The sequence below is a fragment of the Streptomyces sp. AC555_RSS877 genome, from assembly GCF_019049245.1.
In the GTDB taxonomy this organism is placed as follows: domain Bacteria; phylum Actinomycetota; class Actinomycetes; order Streptomycetales; family Streptomycetaceae; genus Streptomyces.
Genome location: NZ_JAGMUK010000001.1, coordinates 209,455 through 232,339 on the forward strand (window position 1 = coordinate 209,455; position 22,885 = coordinate 232,339).

The following is a 22,885-nucleotide window of genomic DNA, read 5'->3' on the forward strand; positions in this document are numbered from 1 at the left end:
CGTCTACCCTTGGCCGGTGAACTTCTTCCGTCACCGGTACCGCATCCTCATCGGGCCGCCCGCGCTTGCCGTGCTGATCACGGTCGCGGGCTGCTCCTCAGCAGACGACAGCGCGTCGGCGGCGGTTCCCAGTCCGGGTGCGAAGGTCATGAAGCTGTGCCAGAACCTGGACAAGGCGCTGCCGACGAAGCTGGACGGTCTGGGCCGTGAGGATCCCGAGCCCGCGTCCGCACTGACGGCGGGCTGGGGAAGCCCGGCGATCATACTGCGCTGCGGTGTCGTGCGACCGCCCAAGATGATCGACCCCAAGGTGGCCGAAGGCGGCGACCCGGACGCGGTCGCCGGCGGTGTGAACGGCGTCGACTGGCTGATGGAGAAGCAGGACGACGGAGCGTACCGCTTCACCACCGCCAATCGCAGTGCGTACGTCGAGGTGACGGTGCCGAAGGGGCAGGACAGCACGGGAGTGCTGGTCGACCTCGCCCCGGCCGTCAAGAAGGCGGTCCCCGAAGGGATCGCCGGCTAGGGCCTGTCCGGCGGATCAAGTCGCAGGACCTCCGCGGCGCCTCATCGACGCAGGTGAGCGGGGCCTGGTGCGTCGAGCTGCAAGGCGGAGGAGGGCGTCGACGCGATGGGGATCCCCCCGCTCGAGCGAAGTCGAGAGTGGGGGGAGTCGGGCAACCGACGACAACGCCGCAGATCGACGCAGATCGACGCACCAGGCCCCGCGTCTGCGGCATGATCCGCCGGACAGGCCCTGGCCGAGCGGCTCAGCGCAGGCCGGTCGACCGCCGCAGCGCCGCCTGCACCAGCCGGTCCACCAGCTCCGGGTAGCCGATCCCGGACGCCTGCCACATCTGCGGGTACATCGAGATCGGCGTCATGCCGGGCATCGTGTTGATCTCGTTGATCACGAACTCGCCGTCCTCGGTGAGGAAGAAGTCCGCGCGTACCAGGCCCTCGCAGGAGGCGGCCTCGAACGCCTCCACCGCGAGCCGCTGCACCTCGGCCGTCTCCTCGGCCTTCAGCGGCGCGGGCACGATGCCGGGCGTCGAGTCGATGTACTTCGCCTCGAAGTCGTAGTACGCGTGCGTGTCCGGCGGCGGGATCTCCGAGGGCACGCTGGCACGGGGGCCGTCCTCGAACTCCAGCACCCCGCACTCGATCTCCCGGCCGCGCAGCGCCGCCTCCACGAGGATCTTCGGGTCGTGCCGCTGGGCCTCGGCGATCGCCTCGTCGAGACCGGACGGGTCGTCGACCTTGGTGATGCCGATCGACGAGCCCGCGCGCGCGGGCTTCACGAAGAGCGGCCAGCCGTGCTCGCCGGCCAGGTCGACGATCTTCTTGCGGGCGCCGGACTCGTCGCGCTCCCACTCACGCGGCCGGATCACCACGTACGGGCCCACCTTGAGACCGAAGGAGGTGAACACCCGCTTCATGTACTCCTTGTCCTGGCCGACGGCCGAGGCGAGCACGCCCGAACCCACGTACGGCACCCCGGAGAGCTCCAGGAGGCCCTGGAGGGTGCCGTCCTCGCCGTACGGGCCGTGCAGCACCGGGAAGACGACGTCGACCTCGCCGAGGGCCTTGGGCACCGATCCGGGCTCGCTGTAGACGACTTCGCGGTTCGCGGGGTCGACCGGGAGCACGACGCCGCCCTCGCTGGACTCGGCCAGTGCCGCGACGTCGGGTGTACGGCGCTCGGTGATCGCCATGCGCTCCGGTTCGTCGGCGGTGAGCACCCACCGGCCCTCCCGGGTGATGCCGATCGGCAGGACGTCGTACTTGGTCCGGTCGATGGCCCGCAGGACGGCGCCGGCGGTGACCGTGGAGATCCCGTGTTCGGAGCTGCGCCCGCCGAACACGACGGCCACGCGCGGCTTGCGAGGCGGCTGCTCAGGGTTCTGGGGGAGGTTCTCGGTGCTCATATCGCGTTGAGGGTACCCGGTGGTAGTGCCCCGAGACAGTGTCCGCCCCGCGGGTGGCTCAGCGTCGTTCCGGCTTCGCGCTGCGCGACATCAGCTCCTTGAGGGCGACCACCGGGGGCTTGCCCTCGTGGACGATTCCCACGACCGTCTCGGTGATGGGCATGTCGACGCCGTGCCGGCGGGCCAGATCCAGCACGGACTCGCAGGACTTGACGCCCTCGGCGGTCTGCCTGGTGACCGCGATGGTCTCCTGGAGGGTCATGCCCTTGCCGAGGTTGGTGCCGAAGGTGTGGTTGCGGGACAGCGGCGAGGAGCAGGTCGCCACCAGGTCGCCGAGCCCGGCGAGTCCCGAGAACGTCAGCGGTTCGGCGCCCATGGCGAGGCCGAGGCGGGTGGTCTCGGCGAGCCCGCGCGTGATCAGGGACCCCTTGGCGTTGTCGCCCAGACCCATGCCGTCCGCGATGCCGACGGCGAGGCCGATCACGTTCTTGACCGCGCCGCCCAGTTCACAGCCGACGACGTCGGTGTTGGTGTACGGGCGGAAGTACGGCGTGTGGCAGGCGGCCTGGAGCCGCTGGGCGACCGCCTCGTCGGTGCACGCGACCACGGACGCGGCCGGCATCCGGGCGGCGATCTCCCGCGCGAGGTTGGGTCCGGTGACCACGGCGATGCGGTTCTGCCCCACCTTGGCGACGTCCTCGATCACCTCGCTCATCCGCATGGCGGAACCGAGTTCGACGCCCTTCATGAGCGACACCAGGACGGTGTCGGTCGCCAGCAGCGGCGTCCATTCCGCGAGGTTGGCGCGCAGCGTCTGCGACGGGATCGCGAGGACGGTGAAGTCGGCGTCGCGGGCGGCCTCGGCGGCGTCCGTCGTCGCGCGCAGGTTCTCCGGGAGTTCGAGGCCGGGGAGGTAGTCGGGGTTCGTACGCGTGGAGTTGACCGCTTCCGCGAGGTCCGCGCGGCGCCCCCACAGGGTCACCTCGCACCCCGCGTCGGCCAGCACCGTACCGAAGGCGGTGCCCCATGATCCGGTGCCGAAGACGGCCGCCTTGACGGACTTGCTCACGTGCCCTGCCCTTCTTCCTGTCCGACCTTGCGCTGCGTCTGCGCCCGGGTGCGGTGCCGCTGCTCGATCCGCTCGCGGCGCGGGTCGTAGGGCCTCGCCGGCGCCTTCTCGCCGCGGACCTCCTCCAGCTGGCGGGTGATGGCGGCCATGATGACCTCGGTCGCCTCCTTCAGAAGCTCGGGGGTCATCTCCCTGTCGTAGAAGCGCGCCAGGTCGACGGGCGGGCCCGCGAGCACGCGGTGGGTCTTGCGCGGAAACAGTTCGAACCTCTTGGCGTACGGCGGCAGCACCTCGTTGGCGCCCCACTGGGCGACCGGAATCACCGGGCACTTGGTCTGCAGGGCGACCCGGGCGGCACCGGTCTTGCCGGTCATGGGCCAGCCGTTGGGGTCGCGGGTGAGGGTGCCCTCGGGATAGAAGGCGACGCACTCGCCGCGCTCCACTGCGTCGATCGCAGCGCGAAAAGCGCTGAGCGCGTCCGTACTCTCGCGGTAGACGGGGATCTGTCCGGTGCCGCGCATCGCGGCACCGACGAATCCCTTACGGAAAAGGTCGCTCTTCGCCAGGAATCTCGGAACACGGCCGGTGTTGTACTGGAAGTGCCCGTAAGCGAAGGGATCAATGTGCGAATTGTGGTTCACCGCGGTGATAAATCCGCCCTCGACCGGAATGTGCTCCATTCCGCGCCAGTGCCGCTTGATCAGAACCACCAGCGGCGGTTTGCACAGGACCGCTGCGAAGCGGTACCAGAACCCGATTCTGCGGCGGGGCACGCGGACACCTTCCTCTAGGGCCTGGGGGCCGCACAAGTGTCGCCCCAGGCCGCCGGTCTGTCGAGAACACCGTACGCCCCGGCTCCGCGACCGCCAGATGGTCCTGGTGACGGCTGAGTGACAATGGCCGCGACAAGAGAGGTACGAAACGCTCGTGCAGTGGACCTTGGTCATACCCGTGAAACCTCTGGCGCGGGCGAAGAGCAGGCTCGCGGACACCGCCTCCGACGGGCTGCGCCCGGGCCTGGCACTCGCCTTCGCCCAGGACACCGTGGCGGCGGCGCTGGCCTGCCCCGCGGTGAAGGATGTGGCAGTCGTCACGGACGACGCCCTGGCCGGCCGTGAGCTCGGATCGCTGGGCGCCCATATCGTCGCCGACGAACCGCGCGGCGGCCTGAACGCCGCTCTGGCGCACGCGGCGGCCCTGGTGCGCGCCGCCCGCCCCGAAAGTGCCGTGGCGGCCCTGAACGCCGATCTTCCGGCGCTGCGTCCGCTGGAATTGGCCCGGGTCCTGGACGCGGCGGCGGAATTCCCGCGCGCTTTTCTCCCGGACGCCGCCGCAATCGGCACCACTCTGCTGGCCGCGCGCGAAGGCGAGGAATTGCGGCCCGCCTTCGGCACCGATTCCCGAGCCCGTCATCGTGCGTCCGGCGCCGCGGAAATCACGCTCGGCGCGGTGGATTCCGTACGACAGGACGTGGACACCGGCGACGACCTGCGCGCCGCGCTCGCCCTCGGAGTGGGGCCACGGACGGCCGCGGCGGCCGCGCGGCTGTTGATCCCCGGGCAGTAGGCTGCCGCCATGCAGGCGACCGCATACACGTACGACCCCGACAGCCGCAGCGGGCAGGTGCTCCTCGACGACGGCACCCCGGTGCCCTTCGACGCGCCGGCGTTCGACGCGGGCGGGCTCAGACTGCTGCGGCCCGGGCAGCGGGTGCGCGTCGAGACGGAGGGCGAGGGCGAGGCCCGCCGGATCACCCTGGTGACGCTCCACACCTTCTGAACCCCTGGTGGACACGCCGCGGGCCGGGCTCCGTGGGGAGTCCGGCCCGGCGTGTGAGTGCCCCTGTGCCCTTACCTCTTGCGGGCGGTGGCCTTCTTGGCGGTGGTGGTGCGGGAGGTCGACTTCTTGGCGGGGGCCTTCTTGGCCGTCGCCTTCTTCGCCGGAGCGCTCTTGGCCGTCGCCTTCTTGGCGGTGGTCTTCTTCGCGGCGGTGGTGCCGGCGGTCGCCGTGGTCTTCTTGGCGGGCGCCTTCTTCGCCGTGGTCTTCTTCGCGGTGGCCGTGGTCTTCTTGGCGGGCGCCTTCTTGGCCGTGGCCGTGGTCTTCTTCGCGGCGGTGGTCCTGGTGGTGGCCTTCTTCGCGGCGGCCTTCTTGACCGTCGCGGAAGCACCGCCGGTCAGGCTGCCCTTGGGGGCCTTCTTGACGGCGACGTCGTTCTTCGGGAGCTTCTTCGAGCCGCTCACCAGGTCCTTGAAACCCTGGCCCGCACGGAAGCGCGGAACGGAGGTCTTCTTGACCCGAACTCGCTCGCCGGTCTGGGGATTGCGGGCGTAACGAGCGGGACGGTCGACCTTCTCGAAGGAACCGAAACCGGTGACCGAAACCCTTTCACCTGCGACAACCGCACGGACGACGGCGTCCAGGACCGCGTCGACAGCGTCGGCGGCCTGCTGACGGCCGCCCATCTTGTCGGCAATCGTTTCTACGAGCTGCGCCTTGTTCACGTCTTCCCCTTCGGAGACATTGCCAGAACGAAAGTGTTCAAGCTTTTTCGCACGTTAGGCAGATATATACCGCAAATCAAACACGAAACGGGCTTATCACCCGTGCGCCGCAACGAACTCGACTGTCCTGGACTCGTTCAGCGTTCCTCTTCGGGGAATCGACCCGCGTCGAGGTCCGCCACGAACCGCTCCAGACGCCTTGTCGCATCGGCGAGATCGTGCTTGGCCGCGGCCGTAATGACCAGCAGCTTCCGGGTCAGCGCCATCCGTACGCCCTCCGGGACTTGCAGTGCGCGCACTCTTGTGTGCGCTTCCTTGAGTTGGTCCGCGACTGCCGCATAGAGCTCGAGTTGGCCGTCGTGTTCCATGCACAGATTGTGCCATCTGGGGCGAGTTGTCGCCTGCTCAGGGTGCAACTGCCGCCTCGAACGGCCTCCCGGGCGCCTGTCGGAGCCGCGGTCACAACGATCGCGTACCCCGGCAACAACCGTCCTAACGTGGGAAGTTGACAAGCGCGATCGCGCAGCGCAGGGCCGTTCGGGTGCAGACATGGCTGTACCCCCGATCGGGCCGATCGGGGGTACGGCGGGGGTGTCGCGGTGGCCGAAACTCGACCTGTTCGGTCGCTCGGGGCGTCCGCCCGGGTCAGATCTGGAGCGTCCTCGGCTTGTACGACGGGCGCTTGGCCTCGTACGCGGCGATGTGGGGCTCGTTCTGCAGGGTGATGGAGATGTCGTCCAGCCCGTTCAGCAGCCGCCAACGGGCGTTCTCGTCGAGTTCGAAGGCAGCGGTGATGCCCTCTGCGCGCACCTCACGAGCCTCAAGGTCCACAGTGACCTCAGCAGTCGCGTCCTTCTCCGTGAGCTCCTGCAGCGCGTTCACGATCTTCTCCTCCAGAACCACCGTGAGCAGGCCGTTCTTGAGCGAGTTGCCGCGGAAGATGTCCGCGAAGCGGGAGGAGATGACGGCCTTGAAGCCGAAGTTCTGCAGTGCCCACACGGCGTGCTCACGGGAGGAGCCGGTGCCGAAGTCGGGGCCGGCGACCAGGACGGTCGCGCCCTTGCGCTCGGGCTGGTTGAGGATGAAGGACGGGTCCTTGCGCCAGGCCTCGAACAGCCCGTCCTCGAAGCCGTCCCGGGTCACCTTCTTGAGCCAGTGAGCAGGGATGATCTGGTCGGTGTCGACGTTGCTGCGCCGCAGCGGGACGGCCCGGCCGGTGTGCGTGGTGAATGCTTCCATGACTCTCAGACTCCAGCGGGCGTACGGGTCTCGGCGTCGGACAGGTCGGCCGGCGAGGCCAGGTGGCCCAGGACCGCCGTCGCGGCTGCGACCTGCGGCGACACCAGGTGCGTACGACCGCCCTTGCCCTGCCGTCCCTCGAAGTTGCGGTTGGAGGTGGACGCGGAGCGCTCACCGGGGGCCAGCTGGTCGGGGTTCATGCCCAGACACATCGAGCAGCCCGCGTGCCGCCACTCGGCGCCGGCGTCCTTGAAGACGACGTCCAGACCCTCGGAGACGGCCTGCAGACCGACCCGCGCGGAGCCCGGGACGACCAGCATCCGTACGCCGTCGGCGACTTTGCGGCCCTTCACGAGCTCGGCGGCGGCGCGCAGGTCCTCGATGCGGCCGTTGGTGCACGAGCCTACGAAGACGGTGTCCACCTTGATGGAGCGCAGCGGCTGCCCGGCCTCCAACCCCATGTACTCCAGGGCCCTTTCGGCGGCGTGGCGCTCCGAAGCGTCTTCGTACGAAGCAGGATCGGGGACGTGCGCCGAAAGCGGCGCGCCCTGGCCGGGGTTGGTGCCCCAGGTGACGAACGGCGCCAGCTCTTCGGCCTCGATCACGACCTCGGCGTCGAACTCGGCGTCGTCGTCGGTCCTGAGCGTCTTCCAGTACGCGACGGCCGCGTCCCAGTCCTCGCCCTTGGGGGCGTGCGGACGGCCCTCGAGGTACTCGAAGGTGGTCTCGTCGGGGGCGATCATGCCCGCGCGGGCGCCGGCCTCGATCGACATGTTGCAGATGGTCATGCGGGCTTCCATCGAGAGCTGCTCGATGGCGGAGCCGCGGTACTCCAGGACGTAGCCCTGGCCGCCGCCCGTACCGATCTTGGCGATGATCGTCAGGATCAGGTCCTTGGCGGTGACGCCGTCGGGCAGATCGCCGTTGACGGTGATGGCCATGGTCTTCGGGCGGGCCATGGGCAGCGTCTGGGTGGCCAGCACGTGCTCGACCTGGGAGGTGCCGATGCCGAACGCCAGACCGCCGAAGGCGCCGTGCGTGGAGGTGTGGGAGTCGCCGCAGACGACCGTCATGCCGGGCTGGGTCAGGCCCAGCTGCGGGCCGACGACGTGCACGACGCCCTGCTCGACGTCGCCCAGCGGATGCAGCCGGACACCGAAGTCGGCGCAGTTCTTGCGCAGCGTCTCCAGCTGGATCCGGGACACCGGGTCGGCGATGGGCTTGTCGATGTCGAGGGTCGGGGTGTTGTGGTCCTCGGTCGCGATGGTCAGATCGAGGCGGCGCACCTGGCGACCGGTCTTGCGGAGGCCGTCGAAGGCCTGCGGGCTGGTCACCTCGTGCAGCAGGTGCAGATCGATGAAGAGGAGGTCGGGCTCGCCCTCGGCGCGCCGGACGACGTGGTCGTCCCAGACCTTCTCCGCGAGTGTCCTACCCATCGCTTTCCCTCCGGCCGGAAAAGGTGCCCCGGCCCAACTAGAGATCTTGAGGATGCGGCGCCCGCACCCCTGTTCCCGGGCGTCCGCCACCGGACCCGTTGGTCTGCGGGCCGCTGTGTCTTCAAGAGTGGCGTGTTCCACCGAAAATTGAACTTGCGTTTCACAGAGTGAGACGCGAGTATCGTTTCATGGACAACAGTAGCGGCGTCGGCGTTCTGGACAAGGCAGCCCTTGTCCTGAGCGCCCTGGAGTCCGGTCCGGCCACCCTCGCGGGTCTGGTCGCGGCCACCGGACTGGCACGACCCACGGCCCACCGGCTGGCCGTGGCTCTGGAACACCACCGCATGGTGGCGCGTGACATGCAGGGCCGTTTCATTCTCGGCCCGCGGCTCGCCGAGCTGGCCGCGGCCGCCGGCGAGGACCGCCTCCTCGCCACGGCGGGCCCGGTGCTCACCCACCTCCGGGACATCACGGGCGAGAGCGCCCAGCTCTACCGCCGCCAGGGCGACATGCGCATCTGCGTCGCCGCGGCGGAGCGCCTGTCCGGCCTGCGGGACACCGTCCCGGTCGGCTCGACGCTCACGATGAAGGCGGGCTCGTCCGCGCAGATCCTGATGGCCTGGGAGGAGCCGGAGCGCCTGCACCGGGGCCTGCAGGGCGCCCGCTTCACGGCCACCGCACTCTCGGGTGTACGACGCCGGGGCTGGGCCCAGTCCATCGGCGAGCGCGAGCCGGGCGTCGCGTCCGTCTCCGCGCCCGTGCGCGGCCCCTCGAACCGCGTGGTGGCCGCCGTCTCGGTCTCCGGCCCCATCGAGCGCCTGACGCGCCACCCGGGCCGCATGCACGCCCAGGCCGTCATCGACGCCGCCGGCCGCCTCTCCGAGGCCCTGCGCCGCACGGGCTGAGGCCTTTCGGGACAACCGCTTCAGGGACATCAGCGAGAAGGGCCTGCCTCAACGCCGCGGCAGGCCCTTCTCGCTCCCTCGAGCCGATCTCAGATGTTCCTTTCGCCGCCTTCTCCGCCGCCGCGACGCAAAGGGCGGGGATCCCGAACTGATCGTGGGGTACGGCCGGTTGACGCACTCGTCGAGCCGGTGCTCCGGGCGCTGCACCGGCTGACGCAAGAGGAGTCAGCGCGGAGACACGGCTTCGAGTAGGCCCGGGAACGCCTCAGGGCCCCCACCGAAGTGGAGGCCCTGAGGACTCGCATGTACCCCCGACCGGATTCGAACCGGCGCTACCGCCTTGAGAGGGCGGCGTGCTAGGCCGCTACACAACGGGGGCCTGGACTCTGCGTTTCCGCAGGTCCGAGCTGGTCTACCTGGACTCGAACCAAGAATGACGGTACCAGAAACCGTAGTGTTGCCAATTACACCATAGACCAATGTGGTTCAGACCAATTCGTACCCCCGACCGGATTCGAACCGGCGCTACCGCCTTGAGAGGGCGGCGTGCTAGGCCGCTACACAACGGGGGCCCTAGCGATCCTGCATGAGAGTCAGCGGGTGCGACCCGTACTGTCCCCCTGGGAAGGATCTGTACCCCCGACCGGATTCGAACCGGCGCTACTGCCTTGAGAGGGCAGCGTGCTAGGCCGCTACACAACGGGGGCTTCGCGGAGATGACCTCCGCTTTTGCAGATGAGCTCTGCGAGCTGGCCTACCTGGACTCGAACCAAGACTAACGGAACCAGAAACCGTCGTGCTGCCAATTACACCATAGGCCACTGGAACTCAAGCCCCTGTGGGGATCTTGCTCCTAGTGTGCTCCCCCGGGTTCCGGCCTTTCGGCCCGCACCCCGGCGGCGCAGGAAGAACATTACCCGAAGGTGGACGGGGCTCCAAAACGGGTATCCGCGCCGAGGATCGCGGGGAGTTCGGCGAGCGAGGCGATCCGGTGCGGACCGCCGAAGGCGTCACCGACGGTGTGGACTCCCTCGCGGTCGATCCAGACCGACAGCAGTCCGGCGTCGGCGGCGCCCCGCCCGTCGATCTCCGGGTGGTCGCCGACGTACGCCACTTGGTGCGGGGCCAGCTCCAGGGCGTCACAGGCGGCCAGGAAGGCTCCGGCCTCGGGCTTGGAGACGCCGAGCTCCGCCGCGCACAGGATGATCTCGAAGCGGTCGTGCACACCGAGGACGCGCAGCTTGCGGTCCTGGACGTGAATGCTGGAGTTGGACAGCACGCCGTGGCGGTGGCTGGCGGCAAGGGCGTCCAGGGCGGGCAGGACGTCCGGGAAGAGGGCCCAGGCGGTCTCGTAGTGCGCGATGTACCGCTCGAACCACGCGTCGGCGTCGGCGTCGCTGAGCTCCTCGCCCAGGAACACCCGTACACGGTCCCGGCGCTGCCCCTGGAAGGAGGTCTCCCCCGCCGAGAACCGCGCCCACTGCCGGTCCGTGATCTCCCGCCACCGCGCGATGGCCTGCTCGACACTGTCGTACGCGTCGAGCAGCCCCTCGGCCGCGAGATGGACGCGCATGCCGACACGGTCGGCCGCGGTGTAGTCGAAGAGGGTGTCGTCGACGTCCCAGACCACGGCGCGAATGCTCATGGTCCGACGGTAACGCGAGGACCCGCGCCACGTCCGGCGGAACGACGGAGGGGCGGCCGCCCGTGATCCGGGTGGCCGCCCCTACACGCGCGCGTGCGCTACGCCGTCAGCTTCGCCAGTGCCGCGTCGATGCGGGCGAGGGTCTTCTCCTTGCCCAGGATCTCCAGGGACTCGAAGAGGGGCAGGCCGACCGTGCGGCCGGTCACGGCCACGCGGACCGGGGCCTGGGCCTTGCCGAGCTTGAGGCCGTGGGCCTCTCCGGCGGTCAGGACGGCCTCCTTCAGGGACTCCGGGGACGTCCAGTCCGCCGGCTCCAGCTTCTCGCGGGCCGTGCGGAGCAGGGCGTCCGAGCCCTCCTCCATCGCCTTCGTCCAGCTCGGCTCGTCGAAGACCGGCTCGGCGAGGAAGAGGAAGTCGACGTTGTCGGTGATCTCGGAGAGGACCTTGAGGCGGGTCTGGGCGTGTGGGGCGATCGCCTGCCACTTCGTCTCGTCGAAGGCCTCCGGCGCCCAGGGGGCGAAGGGGGGCTGCAGCCACGGGCGGCAGCGCTCGGTGAAGTCCTTCACGTCGAGCAGCCGGATGTGGTCGGCGTTGATCGCCTCGCACTTCTTCAGGTCGAAGCGCGCCGGGTTGGGGTTCACGTCCGCGATGTCGAAGGCCGCGACCATCTCGTCGATCGTGAAGATGTCCTGGTCGGCGGAGAGCGACCAGCCCAGCAGGGAGAGGTAGTTGAGCAGGCCCTCGGGCAGGAAGCCGCGCTCGCGGTAGAGGTTGAGCGACGACTGCGGGTCCCGCTTGGAGAGCTTCTTGTTGCCCTCGCCCATCACGTACGGCAGGTGCCCGAAGGACGGGATCCGCTGGGCGACGCCCAGCTCGATCAAAGCCTTGTACAGGGCGATCTGGCGGGGCGTCGAGGAGAGCAGGTCCTCGCCGCGCAGAACGTGCGTGATGTCCATCAGCGCGTCGTCGACCGGGTTCACCAGCGTGTACAGCGGGGCGCCGTTCGCTCGTACGATCCCGTAGTCCGGCACGTTCTCCGGGAGGTACGTGATCTCGCCGCGCACCAGGTCCGTGAAGGTGATCGTCTCGTCGGGCATGCGGAAGCGGACGATCGGGGTGCGGCCCTGGGCCTGGTACTCCTCGGCCTGCTCGGCGCTCAGGTCGCGGCAGTGGCCGTCGTAGCCGGACGGCTTGCCGGCGGCGCGGGCGGCCTCGCGGCGGGTGTCCAGCTCCGCCTGGGAGCAGTAGCAGTGGTAGGCGTGGCCGGCGTCCAGGAGCTTGTGCGCGACGTCCTTGTAGAGGTCCATGCGCTGCGACTGGCGGTAGGGCGCGTGCGGGCCGCCGACCTCGGGGCCCTCGTCCCAGTCGAAGCCGAGCCAGCGCATCGAGTCGAGCAGCTGGTTGTACGACTCCTCGGAGTCGCGGGCCGCGTCGGTGTCCTCGATGCGGAAGACCAGAGTGCCCTCGTGGTGCCGGGCGAACGCCCAGTTGAACAGGGCGGTGCGGACCAGGCCCACATGGGGGTTACCGGTGGGCGAGGGGCAGAACCGTACTCGGACGGCGGGGACGGATGCGCTAGCCACGCTTGACAACCTTGTTGGTGAGAGTGCCGATGCCTTCGATGGTGACGGCGACCTCGTCGCCGACGGTGAGCGGTCCGACGCCTGCCGGGGTGCCCGTGAGGATCACGTCGCCAGGGAGCAGCGTCATGGCCTCGGTGATGTTGACGATCAGGTCCTCGACGGAGTGGATCATCTCGCTGGTGCGGCCGAGCTGGCGCTGCTGGCCGTTGACCGTGAGCTGGACGGTCAGGTCGGACGGGTCGAGGTCCGTCTCCACCCACGGGCCGAGCGGGCAGGAGGTGTCGAATCCCTTGGCCCTGGCCCACTGCTTCTCGCGCCTCTGGACGTCGCGGGCGGTGATGTCGTTGGCGCAGGTGTAGCCGAGGATGACGTCCTTGACGCGCTCGCGCGGGACCTCGCGGCACATCCGGCCGATGACCACAGCCAGTTCGGCCTCGTGGTGGAGGTCCTCGGAGAAGCCCGGGTACTGGATCTCGTCGCCGGAGCCGATCACCGAGGTGGAGGGCTTGAAGAAGGCGAACGGGGCGTCGGGGACCTCGTTGCCCAGCTCACGCGCGTGCTCCGCGTAGTTGCGGCCGAAGGCCACGACCTTGTTGGGGAGCACCGGCGGCAGCAGCCTCACCTTGCTCAGCGGGACCTTCGTACCGGAGAGTTCGAAGTCCGCGAACGGGATGCCCTTGATGATGTCCAGGACGAGTTCGTCCGGCCGGTCACCTTCGACCGCGCCGAAGGCGACGTTCCCGTCGATGGAGAATCTGGCGATGCGCACGAGATCCTTGCGCCCCTCACTGAGCTGGCTGGAGTCTGACGCTCCAGGCTAACGCGGCAAGAGGCGGGCGCCTCGCGTATTTGCGGGGGCGCCCTTGACATCACCGGCGGCGTTGATGATCTACTCCTGGGCGGAGCCGGCCGTGGCGGGCATCTCCATCAGGATCGTGCGGCGGGGGTTGGCGGTCTGGGCCGGAAGGTCGATGGAGTGCTCCGGCTGCTCCGGGGTCTGCAGTTCGTCGGCGTCCTCGAGGTGTGCCAGCGTCGTGCGCCGCGGGTTGGCGGTGTGGCGGAACATCATCGTCGTCTTCACGGTTGTACGAGACCTGTCCTGTAGGGGCGCCGGGAGATCGTGCGGGCCGAAGGGCCGCTGGACCGGCGCGGGTTGTCGGATTTGCCATCCCTGTAAAGCGTCAGGCTAAACATGCAATGCCCCTGAAGAGACGCACAGCCCTCAAGATCGGTGTGTGAGTTTCCTCACTTACCTACGGGCAAATCGGCCAAACCGGACCTGCAGCCCACCCCAACGAAACGGACATTGACCCCCTGAAGCCCTCATTCCGCTCCTGATCATGGCGACTGGGACACCGCTTACCTCCAGGTGACTCGCTCACATATGTCCGATATAGGTGAGAACAGGTTCTACGTCCGGTGACGCGGCACTCACGTGGTGTCACGTAGGTCACGGCATGACCACGGGCCTTGTTGCAGATCCGGCACTGTGCTGGAATTCCACGGACCGCCGCAGGATCGAGCCGGCGCACAGGGGGCGCAGAGAAGCGCCGAGTGGCGGCGAGATAGGGGGAACCAGCGCGCCGGTCACTCACGACCACCAGGGGAGCGTATTTCAGGGCGCCCCCTACGACGCCGACACCGTCCTTCCGTTCACGCGGAGGGACGCCTGGTCCAGAGGTTGCGACGCTAGTGCAGGGACGTTTCAAGAGGGATGGCAGTGCTTCGGCGGAGCCGGAGCCGCACGGCGGGACTGGCCCGACGGCCGGCAGCTCCTCGCCCCAGCACGCCCAGAACCCGGGTCCGGCCCCGTCCGGTGACGGCGGTGAGCGCTCCGGGCGCCCCGGCGCGTCCGCGCCGGCCGGCCCCGCCACTCCGACCACGCAGGATGTGAAGCCGCCGAAGAGCGGCCCCGGTCCGCGAATAGCCCTGCGCAACTGGCGCATCTCCACCCGTCTGGTGTCACTGCTCGCGCTCCCGGTGGTCGCCGCCACCTCGCTGGGCGCGCTGCGCATCAACCAGTCCATGGACGACATCCAGCAGCTCGACAACATGAAGCTGCTGACGGAGATGACCAAGCAGGCCACCGAGCTGGCCGCGGCGCTCCAGGAGGAGCGCGACCAGTCCGCCGGTCCGCTGGCGCACGGCTCGGCAGCGACCGACTTCACGGTCAAGGGCTACCGGGACAAGACCGACCGGGCCATGACCGCCTTCCAGGACGCCGCCGAGGAGATCGACGCCTCCAGCAAGGAGGGCAACCTCCAGGGCGTCCGCGAAAGCCTCGTCGGCCTCATCCGCGACCTGGGCGGCCTGGAGAAGATCCGTAGCTCCGCCTACGAGACCACGAACAACGCCTCCCAGACCGTCGAGGGCTATCACCGCCTCGTCACCCACCTGCTCGACCTCTCGCAGGACATGGCGGAGGCCACCAGCAACCCCGAGATGATCCAGCGCACGCGCGCGCTGTCGGCCTTCTCCTCGGCCAAGGAGTACGCGTCGATCCAGCGCGCGATCCTGGCGGCGGCGCTGCCCACCGGCAACACCACGTTCGGCAAGCTCAGCGAGAACGACCGGCTGTACGCCGAAGGCGCCCTGGAGAGCGAGGACTCCGACCTCTCCAGCTTCCGGAGCATCTACGGCACCGACAACGCCCCCGAGCTCCTCAAGCCCATCGAAGAGGGCAACCCGACCATCCAGGCCACCGACACCTACGCCAGCCGCGCCCTGCGGACCTCGGGTGGTCTCGCCGACCTGGACAAGCGGTCGTACAAGGACTGGGTGGACGACAGCTCCACCAAGATCGAGCAGATGGGCAACATCGAGCACACGCTGCTCGAGGACATGGAGCAGAAGGCCCGCGAGCTGCGCAACGAGGCCGAGCAGGAAGCGATCATCTCCGGTGCGCTGATCCTGCTCGTGCTCGGTGTGTCGCTGGTCGGCGCCTTCGTCATCGCCCGCTCCATGATCCGCTCGCTGCGCCGGCTCCAGGAGACCGCCAACAAGGTCGCCCAGGACCGGCTGCCCGAGCTGGTCAAGCAGCTGTCGGAGTCCGACCCGCAGGACGTCGACACCTCCGTCGAGTCCGTCGGTGTGCACTCCCGGGACGAGATCGGCCAGGTGGCCGCGGCCTTCGACGACGTGCACCGCGAGGCGGTCCGGCTCGCCGCCGAGCAGGCCCTGCTGCGAGGCAACGTCAACGCGATGTTCACCAACCTCTCGCGCCGCTCCCAGGGTCTGATCCAGCGCCAGCTGTCGCTGATCTCCGAACTGGAGTCCCGCGAGGCCGACCCCGACCAGCTGTCCTCGCTGTTCAAGCTCGACCACCTCGCGACCCGCATGCGCCGTAACGGCGAGAACCTCCTGGTCCTCGCCGGTGAAGAGCCCGGCCGTCGTTGGACCCGCCCGGTCCCGCTGGTCGACGTGCTCCGCGCCGCCGCGTCCGAGGTGGAGCAGTACGAGCGCATCGAGCTGGCCTCCGTGCCGACCACCGAAGTGGCCGGCCGCGTCGTCAACGACCTCGTGCACCTGCTCGCCGAGCTGCTGGAGAACGCGACCTCGTTCTCCTCCCCGCAGACCAAGGTCAAGGTCACCGGTCACGCGCTGCCCGACGGCCGGGTGCTGATCGAGATCCACGACACCGGCATCGGCCTCTCCCCCGAGGACCTTGCCGCGATCAACGAGCGGCTCGCCTCGCCACCCACCGTGGACGTCTCGGTCTCCCGCCGCATGGGTCTGTTCGTGGTCGGCCGGCTGTCGCAGCGTCACGGCATCCGCATCCAGCTCCGCCCGTCCGACTCCGGTGGTACGACCGCGCTGGTCATGCTGCCCGTGGACGTCGCCCAGGGCGGCAAGAAGCCCCAGCCCCAGGGCAAGCCCGGCCAGGCCGGCGTCGGCAGCGCCTCGCAGGCCGCCGGTGTGGCGGCCGCTCGTCGCGGCACCGGCCAGCAGGGCGGCGGTGTCCTCGGGGGAGCCCCCGCCGGTGCGGGCGCCGGTGCTCTCGGCGCCGGTGCGCCCACGGGCGGCAGGCTCAACGCCGGTCAGGGGCCGCGCGCCGCGCTGCCCGGGCGTGACGGTGGCGGTCGTCCCGGTGGTGCGCCGCGCGGACCGCAGGGTCCGGGTACGCCGCCGCAGGGCCGCCCCGCTCCGGCCGGTGCCGGTTTCGGCGGCCAGGCGCCGGGCGCCCCGCAGGGACTGCAGGCCGCGGGCACCAACGCCTCGCAGGGCCAGGACGCCTTCGGGGGCAGCCGCCCCGTACCGCCGCAGTCGCCGCCGTCCCAGCAGCCGTCGAACCCGGGCAACGAGCCGCAGGGCCAGGGCCAGGGCCGGCGCCGTCGGCCGCAGCTGCCGGGCCGTGGTGGTCCGCGGGCCGAGCTGCCCGGTGGCGACAGTCCGCAGCCTCGCGTGCCGAGCTGGAGCGACGAGAACGCCCAGCCGCCGGTGCCGCGGGCCTCGCTCGACGCCCCGCGCGGCCATGACGAGCCGGACCCGGCGCAGACCTCCCGCATGCCGCAGCTCGACGACCGGCAGAACCCGGGCGCGACCACTCAGATGCCGGCGATCCCGCGCGGCGACGGCCGTCAGGGTTCCGGTGCACCCGCCTCCGGTGGGAACAGCGGTCCCCAGAACACGGGCCAGCTCCCCCGCCCCGGCACGAACGGCGTGCTGAACTCGGGCCACTTCGTCCGCCCGGACGTCTTCGGCGCCCCGCCCGCACCGAACACACCCCCGGCATCGTCGAATCCGTCGGCCACCGGTCCGTTCGCGGTGCCCCAGGCCTACGACAGCGGCTCCACCGGCCAGTTCCCCGCGCCGGGCTACGACGCCGGCTCCACGGGGCAGTTCCCCGTGCCGGGCTACGACAACGGCTCCACCGGTCAGTTCGATCGTCCGCAGCCGAACGGCACGCAGGGCGGCGCCGACTTCGGCGCTCCCCGTCCGCCTGCCCCGCAGCGTCCGCAGCAGCGGCCCGCCCGTCAGGAGCCCGAGGCGTTGCCGCCCGCGGGCCCCGGTGACGGCCGTACGCCGCTGTACGACACGCTCGAGACCAACTGGTTCCACGGCCAGCAGAACGGGCAGCAGAGCAACGGCTCCGCTCCCACCCCGGCGGCCCCGCAGCAACAGCCGCAGGCTCCCGCCGCTCCCCAACGTCCCGTAGCCAGCTCCTGGCGCAGCTCTCCGAACGACGACCTCGTCCGGCAGGCAGAGCGCGTACGGCAGCCGGCCGCGGGCGGCGTCACCACCTCCGGTCTGCCGCGCCGGGTGCCCAGGGCGAACCTCGTTCCGGGCACGGCGCAGCAGCAACAGCACCAAACCGGTCCGCAGGTCTCGCGTGCGCCTGACGACGTACGCGGCCGGCTGACCAATCTCCGTCGGGGCATTGCGCAAGGTCGACAGGCCGGTACCGGCCAGACCGGAAGCTTCCCGAGCCCCACTCACCAGCAGGAGCGTTAGTTGAGTCCGATGAGCCAGGCGGCACAGAACCTGAACTGGTTGATCACCAACTTCGTGGACAACACCCCAGGGGTGTCCCACACCGTCGTCGTGTCCGCCGACGGCCTCCTTCTGGCAATGTCCGAAGGCTTTCCGCGCGACCGCGCCGACCAGTTGGCCGCAGTCGCCTCCGGTCTGACGTCCCTGACGGCCGGGGCCTCCCGGATCTTCGAGGGCGGCAGCGTGGCACAGACGGTCGTCGAGATGGAACGGGGATTCCTGTTCCTGATGTCCGTCTCGGACGGCTCGTCCCTGGCCGTCCTCGCACACCCCGACTGCGACATCGGCCTCGTCGGCTACGAGATGGCGCTCCTGGTCGACCGCGCGGGCGCGGTGCTCACGCCCGACCTGCGCGCCGAACTCCAAGGCAGTCTGCTCCACTGACCGTCACAGGATCCACCCGCCTCACCAAATCACCGTCCGGCCGCCACGATCCCCCCACCGGCCCCTGTCCGACGGCTAGCTGACCGACTTGCTGTCCCGCCCGGAGGATTCATGACCCCGCCCACCGCCTCTCATGATCCGTACGCGGAGCCGTACGAGGATGAGGGCGACCAGCCGCTGGTACGTCCGTACGCGATGACCGGCGGCCGGACCCGGCCGCGCTACCAGCTCGCCATTGAGGCCCTGATCAGCACCACGGCCGACCCGGCGGCGCTCATGGGACTGCTCCCGGAGCACCAGCGGATCTGCCATCTGTGCCGCGAGGTGAAGTCGGTCGCCGAGGTTTCGGCGCTCCTGGCCATGCCGCTCGGCGTGGCCCGCATCCTCGTCGCGGACCTCGCGGAGGCCGGGCTCGTCGCCATTCACCAGCCGGGTGGCGACGACAGCACCGGTGCTCCGGACGTGACACTGCTCGAAAGGGTGCTCAGTGGACTTCGCAAGCTCTGACGGAGGCAGGACGACCACCTCCGCGAAGATCGTGGTGGCGGGTGGCTTCGGCGTGGGCAAGACCACGTTCGTCGGCGCCGTCTCCGAGATCAACCCGCTGCGTACCGAGGCCGTGATGACGTCCGCGAGCGCGGGCATCGACGACCTCACCCACACCGGAGGCAAGACCACCACCACGGTGGCCATGGACTTCGGCCGTATCACGCTGGACCAGGACCTGATCCTGTACCTGTTCGGCACGCCGGGCCAGGACCGCTTCTGGTTCATGTGGGACGACCTGGTGCGCGGCGCGATCGGCGCGATCGTCCTGGTGGACACCCGCCGCCTCGCCGACTGCTTCCCCGCGGTCGACTACTTCGAGAACAGCGGTCTGCCGTTCGTCGTCGCGCTGAACGGCTTCGAGGGGCATCAGCCGTACGCTCCCGAGGAGGTGCGCGAGGCGCTGCAGATCGGTCCGGACACCCCGATCATCACGACGGACGCCCGCCATCGTTCCGACGCGAAGTCGGCGCTGATCACGCTGGTGGAGCACGCTCTGATGGCACGGTTGCGCTAGCACGAAATCGGCAGTGGTGTACGGAAGTTGTCGTAGAAGCTCCGGAGCCGGCTGTGTCCTTTGACACGGTCGGCCTCGGTGTTCATAACGTTTCGGCAGAGGAATCGGGTGGTACGGCCACTCGTCGCGGTCGGGCGGTGTCGCTGCGCGCACAAAGGCCCCGTCTTTTGACGGGGCTCGCTCTTTATGACCGTTTTATCTGGGGCTTACATCACTCCGGATCCCCGGCCTCCACTGTTTGGAACTGCGCAGGGCCACGTGCTGGAATGCCTGAACTGCCCAATAGTCAAAGACGTACTCCCCAGTCGATGACATAGCGGGCTCTGAGACACTGCGGCACAACGTAAGGTGCCGACCGCCGGAAGGTTGTTGGTCGAGTGAGGCGAAGCAAGAACGGTCCCGAGCCGTCGGCCCGGGGCAACTTCACCCCGCCGCCGCGCGGAGCGGCGTCCGCCCATGTGCCAGGTTCGGAGCCGATGGCCACGCCCGCTTCCAGTGGCGGCCGTTTCTCCCCGCGCAACTGGCGGGTGCCGACCCGGCTGAACGCGATCCTGCTCATACCCGTGGTGGTCGGCCTCGTCATGGGCGGCTTCCAGGTGAAGAGCTCGATCGACACCTGGCAGGAGGCCCAGGACGCGGAGAACACCGCGCGTCTGGTACGGGCCGCGCTGACCTACGGCAACGAACTGCTCGTCGAGCGCGACGTGACCGCCGCGCCCCTGCTCCAGGGCAAGGGCGAGAAGAACAAGACGGTCGTCGAGGCCCGTGCGAACACCGACCGGGCGGCCGACGCCTTCGACGAGGCCGTCCGGAGCATGCCGGACCGGCCCAACCTGGTGCGGCGCCTGGAGCGCTTCCGCGAGGTGGAGCCGGACCTGGCGAAGCTCCGCAAGGCCGCCTACACCAGCCAGCTCTCCGGCGTCGAGACGGAAGAGGGCTACGTCAACCAGGAGCACCGGCTGCTGGAGTTCGCCAACGAGCTCGGTCTGGGCACCGGCAACATCACCAGCTACGGCCGTACGGTCTACGCCATCTCGCTGACCAAGGGCGCGGTCTCCCTGGACCGCTCCATCGGCATGCACATGCTGATCAAGCCCGGCCCCGAGGCCACCGACCTGGCCAAGCAGCGTGTCGCCCTCTCCTCGTACGCGTACCTGGAGGGCATCGCCATCCAGGAGTACACGAGCGGCGGCACCGCGCAGGACGTCGCCAAGCTGACGGCGGCCAGCACGCAGATCAAGGCCGACGGCGCGAAGATGGCCGCGGAGGCCAAGGCCAAGGACCCGGACTACGTTCCGCCGCCCTCCGACCCCACCACGATGGTCACGAAGCTCGCCTCGCTGCCCTCCACGGACACGAGCGACCGCGCCGCCCTGGCCCAGGAGGGCATCACCGCGGAGAACTGGTGGGCGGTCACCACGCTCAAGTTCAACGCGTACAACGCCATCGAGAAGGACCTGGCCGACACCGCGGTGAGCGAGGCCTCCGACATCGCCGACAGCGCCAAGCGTGACGCGCTGATCACCGGTGCCGCCGTCGTGGTCGCCCTGCTCGCCGCGTTCATCCTGGCCGGCATGGTGGCCCGCCAGATGAGCCGTGCGATGCGCCAGCTGCGCAACGCCGCCTTCGGTATCGCCGAGCAGCGCCTGCCGATGCTGGTCGACCAGCTCTCGCGCACCGACCCCGGCCGCGTCGACACCCGTGTGCAGCCGATCCCGATCACCACCAGGGACGAGATCGGCGAGGTCGCCCGGGCCTTCGACCAGGTCCACCGCGAGGCCGTCCGGCTCGCCGCCGAGCAGGCCCTGCTGCGGGGCAACATCAACGCGATCTTCACCAACCTGTCGCGCCGCAACCAGTCGCTGATCGAGGGCCAGCTGACCCTGATCACCGACCTGGAGAACAACGAGGCCGACCCGGACCAGCTGGAGAACCTCTTCAAGCTGGACCACCTGGCCACCCGTATGCGCCGCAACGGCGAGAACCTCCTGGTCCTCGCCGGCGAGGAGCCCGGCCGCCGCTGGGACCAGCCGGTCCCGCTGGTCGACGTGCTGCGCGCCGCCTCCTCCGAGGTGGAGCAGTACGAGCGCATCGAGCTGTCCGGCGTCCCGGAGGCCGAGATCCACGGCCGCGCGGTCACCGACCTCGTGCACCTGCTCGCCGAGCTGCTGGAGAACGCCACCACGTTCTCCTCGCCGCAGACCAAGGTCCGCGTCACCGCGACCCGGCTGCCCGACGGCCGCATCATGATCGAGATCCACGACAAGGGCATCGGCCTCACCGCCGAGGACTTCGCGGACATCAACCACAAGCTGGCCAACCCGCCGACCGTGGACGCCGCGATCTCCCAGCGCATGGGCCTGTTCGTGGTCGGCCGGCTGTCCGACCGGCACGGCATCCGCGTCCAGCTGCGCCCCTCCGGCGAGCAGGCCGGCACGACCTCGCTGGTCATGCTGCCCGACGCGATCACGCACGGCGGCAGCGGCGGCGAGCAGCAGCGCGACGAGTTCACGGTCTCGCAGATCATCCCGGAGCAGCAGAACTTCCAGGGCGAGAACTTCAACAACGGCCTGCCGATGCGCACGGCCGCGGAGCTGGGCTTCGACGACAGCCGCTACACCGAGGTCCCGGACGACATCCGGGAGCTGGACCCGGTGGGCCGCTCGCTGATGCGCGAGGAGCGCCGCGCGGCCCTGGAGTCCCAGGGCCCCCACGGCCAGCCCTCCGACCACCAGTCCGCCGAGTACGCCGAGAGCTTCGACGGCCCGGGCGGCTACCAGGAGCAGCAGCAGCCGTCGTACGACCACCAGACGGCGTACGAGGAGCAGCGGCAGCCGACGTACGAGGAGCAGCAGCAGACGGCTTACGAGGCCCCGCAGCAGCCCGCGTACGAGGAGCCGCAGCGCCCGTCGTACGACGAGGGGTACTACGCGCCGAACGGCGGCCTGCCGCAGAACGACGCCTTCTCCTCCAACGGTGGTTACCCGGAGCCGGCGTATCCGGAGCCGGTCCGCGAGGAGCCCGCGCGGGCCCATGCCGCCGCCCCGGAGACGTTCTCGGGCTTCGAAGAGCAGTCCTACCAGGACGACTGGCCGCAGCAGGACGGCTACCGCAACGGATACCCGGACCAGTACGCTCCGCAAGCGGAGTCCGTGCAGGCCGCTGACGTGAGTGAGCGGGACCGCGTAGGCTTCGAACGACCGGGACCGACCTCCTCCGCCAGCCACGACCTGACCGACGCCGGTCTCCCGCGCCGCGGATCCACCCCGAACGGCGCGAACGGCTCGGGCGGTGCACGGCAGGCGACCCAGGAGCCGTCGGCCCCTGCCGAGGGCAACGGCAACCCCGACTGGCGTTCGGCGAACGACGCGCGCTGGCAGCAGGCCTCGCAGCTCCGCAAGCCCAAGGCGGGCGGGGTCACCTCCTCCGGTCTGCCGCGGCGGGTGCCCAAGGCCAACCTGGTCGAGGGAGCCGCCGAGACCACCCCCCAGGGAGGCCCACAGGTCTCCCGCGCTCCCGAGGACGTCCGGGGCAGGTTGAGCAACCTGCGTCGCGGTGTCGAGCGGGGCCGCAGCGCAGGAAGCGAAACGAACGGTCAGGGCTTCGGTTCTGACAGCACCTACAACCAGGAGCGTTAGTGTG

At 69.7% G+C, this 22,885-nt stretch carries 20 protein-coding genes and 5 tRNA genes; 9 read left to right on the forward strand and 16 right to left on the reverse strand.

The features are described 5' to 3' along the window. Positions 1-16: 16 nt before the first annotated feature. On the forward strand, positions 17-526 hold the full coding sequence (locus tag KUM49_RS00935) for a DUF3515 domain-containing protein (protein WP_217234693.1): 510 nt from the start codon (positions 17-19) through the stop codon (positions 524-526). A 244-nt stretch (positions 527-770) separates the two neighbouring features. Here the strand turns inward: KUM49_RS00935 and KUM49_RS00940 are convergent, their stop codons facing one another. Genes KUM49_RS00940 through KUM49_RS00950 form a run of 3 tightly spaced genes read right to left on the reverse strand, consistent with a single transcriptional unit; the run spans position 771 to position 3,770 of the window. Next, a complete protein-coding gene (locus tag KUM49_RS00940; protein WP_217234694.1) occupies positions 771-1,928 on the reverse strand; it encodes a D-alanine--D-alanine ligase family protein in 1,158 nt (385 codons plus the stop codon). Between the two features lie 58 nt (positions 1,929-1,986). Beyond that, complete coding sequence (locus KUM49_RS00945; protein ID WP_217234695.1) at positions 1,987-2,997, reverse strand: NAD(P)H-dependent glycerol-3-phosphate dehydrogenase; 1,011 nt, start codon at positions 2,995-2,997, stop codon at positions 1,987-1,989. Beyond that, positions 2,994-3,770, reverse strand: coding sequence for a 1-acyl-sn-glycerol-3-phosphate acyltransferase (locus KUM49_RS00950; protein ID WP_217234696.1), 777 nt, complete (start codon positions 3,768-3,770; stop codon positions 2,994-2,996). The genes KUM49_RS00945 and KUM49_RS00950 overlap by 4 nt, the downstream gene beginning before the upstream one ends. Before the next feature lie 154 nt (positions 3,771-3,924). On the opposite strand from KUM49_RS00950, the gene cofC reads away from it, so the two are divergent. Both cofC and KUM49_RS00960 read left to right on the forward strand, forming a co-directional pair. Then, positions 3,925-4,563 (forward strand): 2-phospho-L-lactate guanylyltransferase, encoded by a 639-nt coding sequence (gene cofC / locus KUM49_RS00955; protein ID WP_217234697.1) that lies wholly within the window; start codon positions 3,925-3,927, stop codon positions 4,561-4,563. Positions 4,564-4,572: 9 nt separating this feature from the next. After that, on the forward strand, positions 4,573-4,776 hold the full coding sequence (locus KUM49_RS00960; RefSeq protein ID WP_040906068.1) for a hypothetical protein: 204 nt from the start codon (positions 4,573-4,575) through the stop codon (positions 4,774-4,776). Positions 4,777-4,847: 71 nt separating this feature from the next. On the opposite strand, the gene KUM49_RS00965 is transcribed toward KUM49_RS00960, so the two are convergent. From KUM49_RS00965 to leuC, 4 genes are all read right to left on the reverse strand, one after another. Next, positions 4,848-5,498, reverse strand: coding sequence for an HU family DNA-binding protein (locus KUM49_RS00965; protein WP_217234698.1), 651 nt, complete (start codon positions 5,496-5,498; stop codon positions 4,848-4,850). Positions 5,499-5,635: 137 nt separating this feature from the next. Then, the gene (locus KUM49_RS00970; protein WP_030045295.1) at positions 5,636-5,866 is read right to left on the reverse strand and encodes a hypothetical protein; all 231 of its coding nucleotides are present in this window, start codon (positions 5,864-5,866) and stop codon (positions 5,636-5,638) included. A 277-nt stretch (positions 5,867-6,143) separates the two neighbouring features. Next, positions 6,144-6,737 carry a 3-isopropylmalate dehydratase small subunit gene (leuD, locus tag KUM49_RS00975; protein ID WP_217234699.1) on the reverse strand — a complete coding sequence of 198 codons (594 nt, stop codon included), beginning with the start codon at positions 6,735-6,737 and terminating at the stop codon, positions 6,144-6,146. Between the two features lie 5 nt (positions 6,738-6,742). Then, positions 6,743-8,173, reverse strand: a complete 1,431-nt coding sequence (leuC, locus tag KUM49_RS00980) for a 3-isopropylmalate dehydratase large subunit (RefSeq protein WP_217234700.1) — start codon at positions 8,171-8,173, stop codon at positions 6,743-6,745. Positions 8,174-8,361: 188 nt separating this feature from the next. Here leuC and ndgR point away from each other — a divergent pair, with 188 nt between their 5' ends. Next, the gene (ndgR, locus tag KUM49_RS00985; protein ID WP_028806673.1) at positions 8,362-9,078 is read left to right on the forward strand and encodes an IclR family transcriptional regulator NdgR; all 717 of its coding nucleotides are present in this window, start codon (positions 8,362-8,364) and stop codon (positions 9,076-9,078) included. Positions 9,079-9,384: 306 nt separating this feature from the next. On the opposite strand, the gene KUM49_RS00990 is transcribed toward ndgR, so the two are convergent. From KUM49_RS00990 to KUM49_RS01030, 9 genes are all read right to left on the reverse strand, one after another. Next, positions 9,385-9,457, reverse strand: a tRNA-Glu gene (locus KUM49_RS00990). Between the two features lie 28 nt (positions 9,458-9,485). Further along, positions 9,486-9,557 (reverse strand) — tRNA-Gln (locus KUM49_RS00995). 20 nt (positions 9,558-9,577) lie between these two features. After that, positions 9,578-9,650, reverse strand: a tRNA-Glu gene (locus KUM49_RS01000). A 62-nt stretch (positions 9,651-9,712) separates the two neighbouring features. Then, positions 9,713-9,785, reverse strand: a tRNA-Glu gene (locus KUM49_RS01005). Between the two features lie 42 nt (positions 9,786-9,827). Further along, positions 9,828-9,899: transfer RNA gene (locus tag KUM49_RS01010), tRNA-Gln, on the reverse strand. Positions 9,900-9,991: 92 nt separating this feature from the next. Beyond that, positions 9,992-10,723 (reverse strand): HAD family hydrolase, encoded by a 732-nt coding sequence (locus KUM49_RS01015; protein ID WP_217234701.1) that lies wholly within the window; start codon positions 10,721-10,723, stop codon positions 9,992-9,994. 98 nt (positions 10,724-10,821) lie between these two features. Beyond that, positions 10,822-12,306 (reverse strand): glutamate--tRNA ligase, encoded by a 1,485-nt coding sequence (gene gltX / locus KUM49_RS01020; RefSeq protein ID WP_217234702.1) that lies wholly within the window; start codon positions 12,304-12,306, stop codon positions 10,822-10,824. After that, positions 12,299-13,075 carry a fumarylacetoacetate hydrolase family protein gene (locus KUM49_RS01025; protein ID WP_217234703.1) on the reverse strand — a complete coding sequence of 259 codons (777 nt, stop codon included), beginning with the start codon at positions 13,073-13,075 and terminating at the stop codon, positions 12,299-12,301. Before KUM49_RS01025 ends, gltX begins: the two co-directional genes overlap by 8 nt. A 120-nt stretch (positions 13,076-13,195) precedes the next feature. Then, positions 13,196-13,387, reverse strand: coding sequence for a hypothetical protein (locus KUM49_RS01030; RefSeq protein WP_217234704.1), 192 nt, complete (start codon positions 13,385-13,387; stop codon positions 13,196-13,198). Positions 13,388-13,998: 611 nt separating this feature from the next. On the opposite strand from KUM49_RS01030, the gene KUM49_RS01035 reads away from it, so the two are divergent. The 5 genes from KUM49_RS01035 to KUM49_RS01055 all read left to right on the forward strand — a co-directional run bounded on the left by KUM49_RS01035 (position 13,999) and on the right by KUM49_RS01055 (position 22,881). Beyond that, positions 13,999-17,757, forward strand: a complete 3,759-nt coding sequence (locus tag KUM49_RS01035; RefSeq protein ID WP_217234705.1) for a nitrate- and nitrite sensing domain-containing protein — start codon at positions 13,999-14,001, stop codon at positions 17,755-17,757. 9 nt (positions 17,758-17,766) lie between these two features. After that, entirely contained in the window at positions 17,767-18,180 is a 414-nt protein-coding gene (locus KUM49_RS01040) for a roadblock/LC7 domain-containing protein (protein ID WP_030611534.1), read from the forward strand. 111 nt (positions 18,181-18,291) lie between these two features. Continuing rightward, entirely contained in the window at positions 18,292-18,687 is a 396-nt protein-coding gene (locus KUM49_RS01045; RefSeq protein ID WP_030045307.1) for a DUF742 domain-containing protein, read from the forward strand. After that, complete coding sequence (locus tag KUM49_RS01050; protein ID WP_217234706.1) at positions 18,668-19,243, forward strand: ATP/GTP-binding protein; 576 nt, start codon at positions 18,668-18,670, stop codon at positions 19,241-19,243. Before KUM49_RS01045 ends, KUM49_RS01050 begins: the two co-directional genes overlap by 20 nt. A gap of 377 nt (positions 19,244-19,620) precedes the next feature. Then, positions 19,621-22,881, forward strand: coding sequence for a nitrate- and nitrite sensing domain-containing protein (locus KUM49_RS01055; RefSeq protein ID WP_217234707.1), 3,261 nt, complete (start codon positions 19,621-19,623; stop codon positions 22,879-22,881). Positions 22,882-22,885 lie beyond the last annotated feature (4 nt).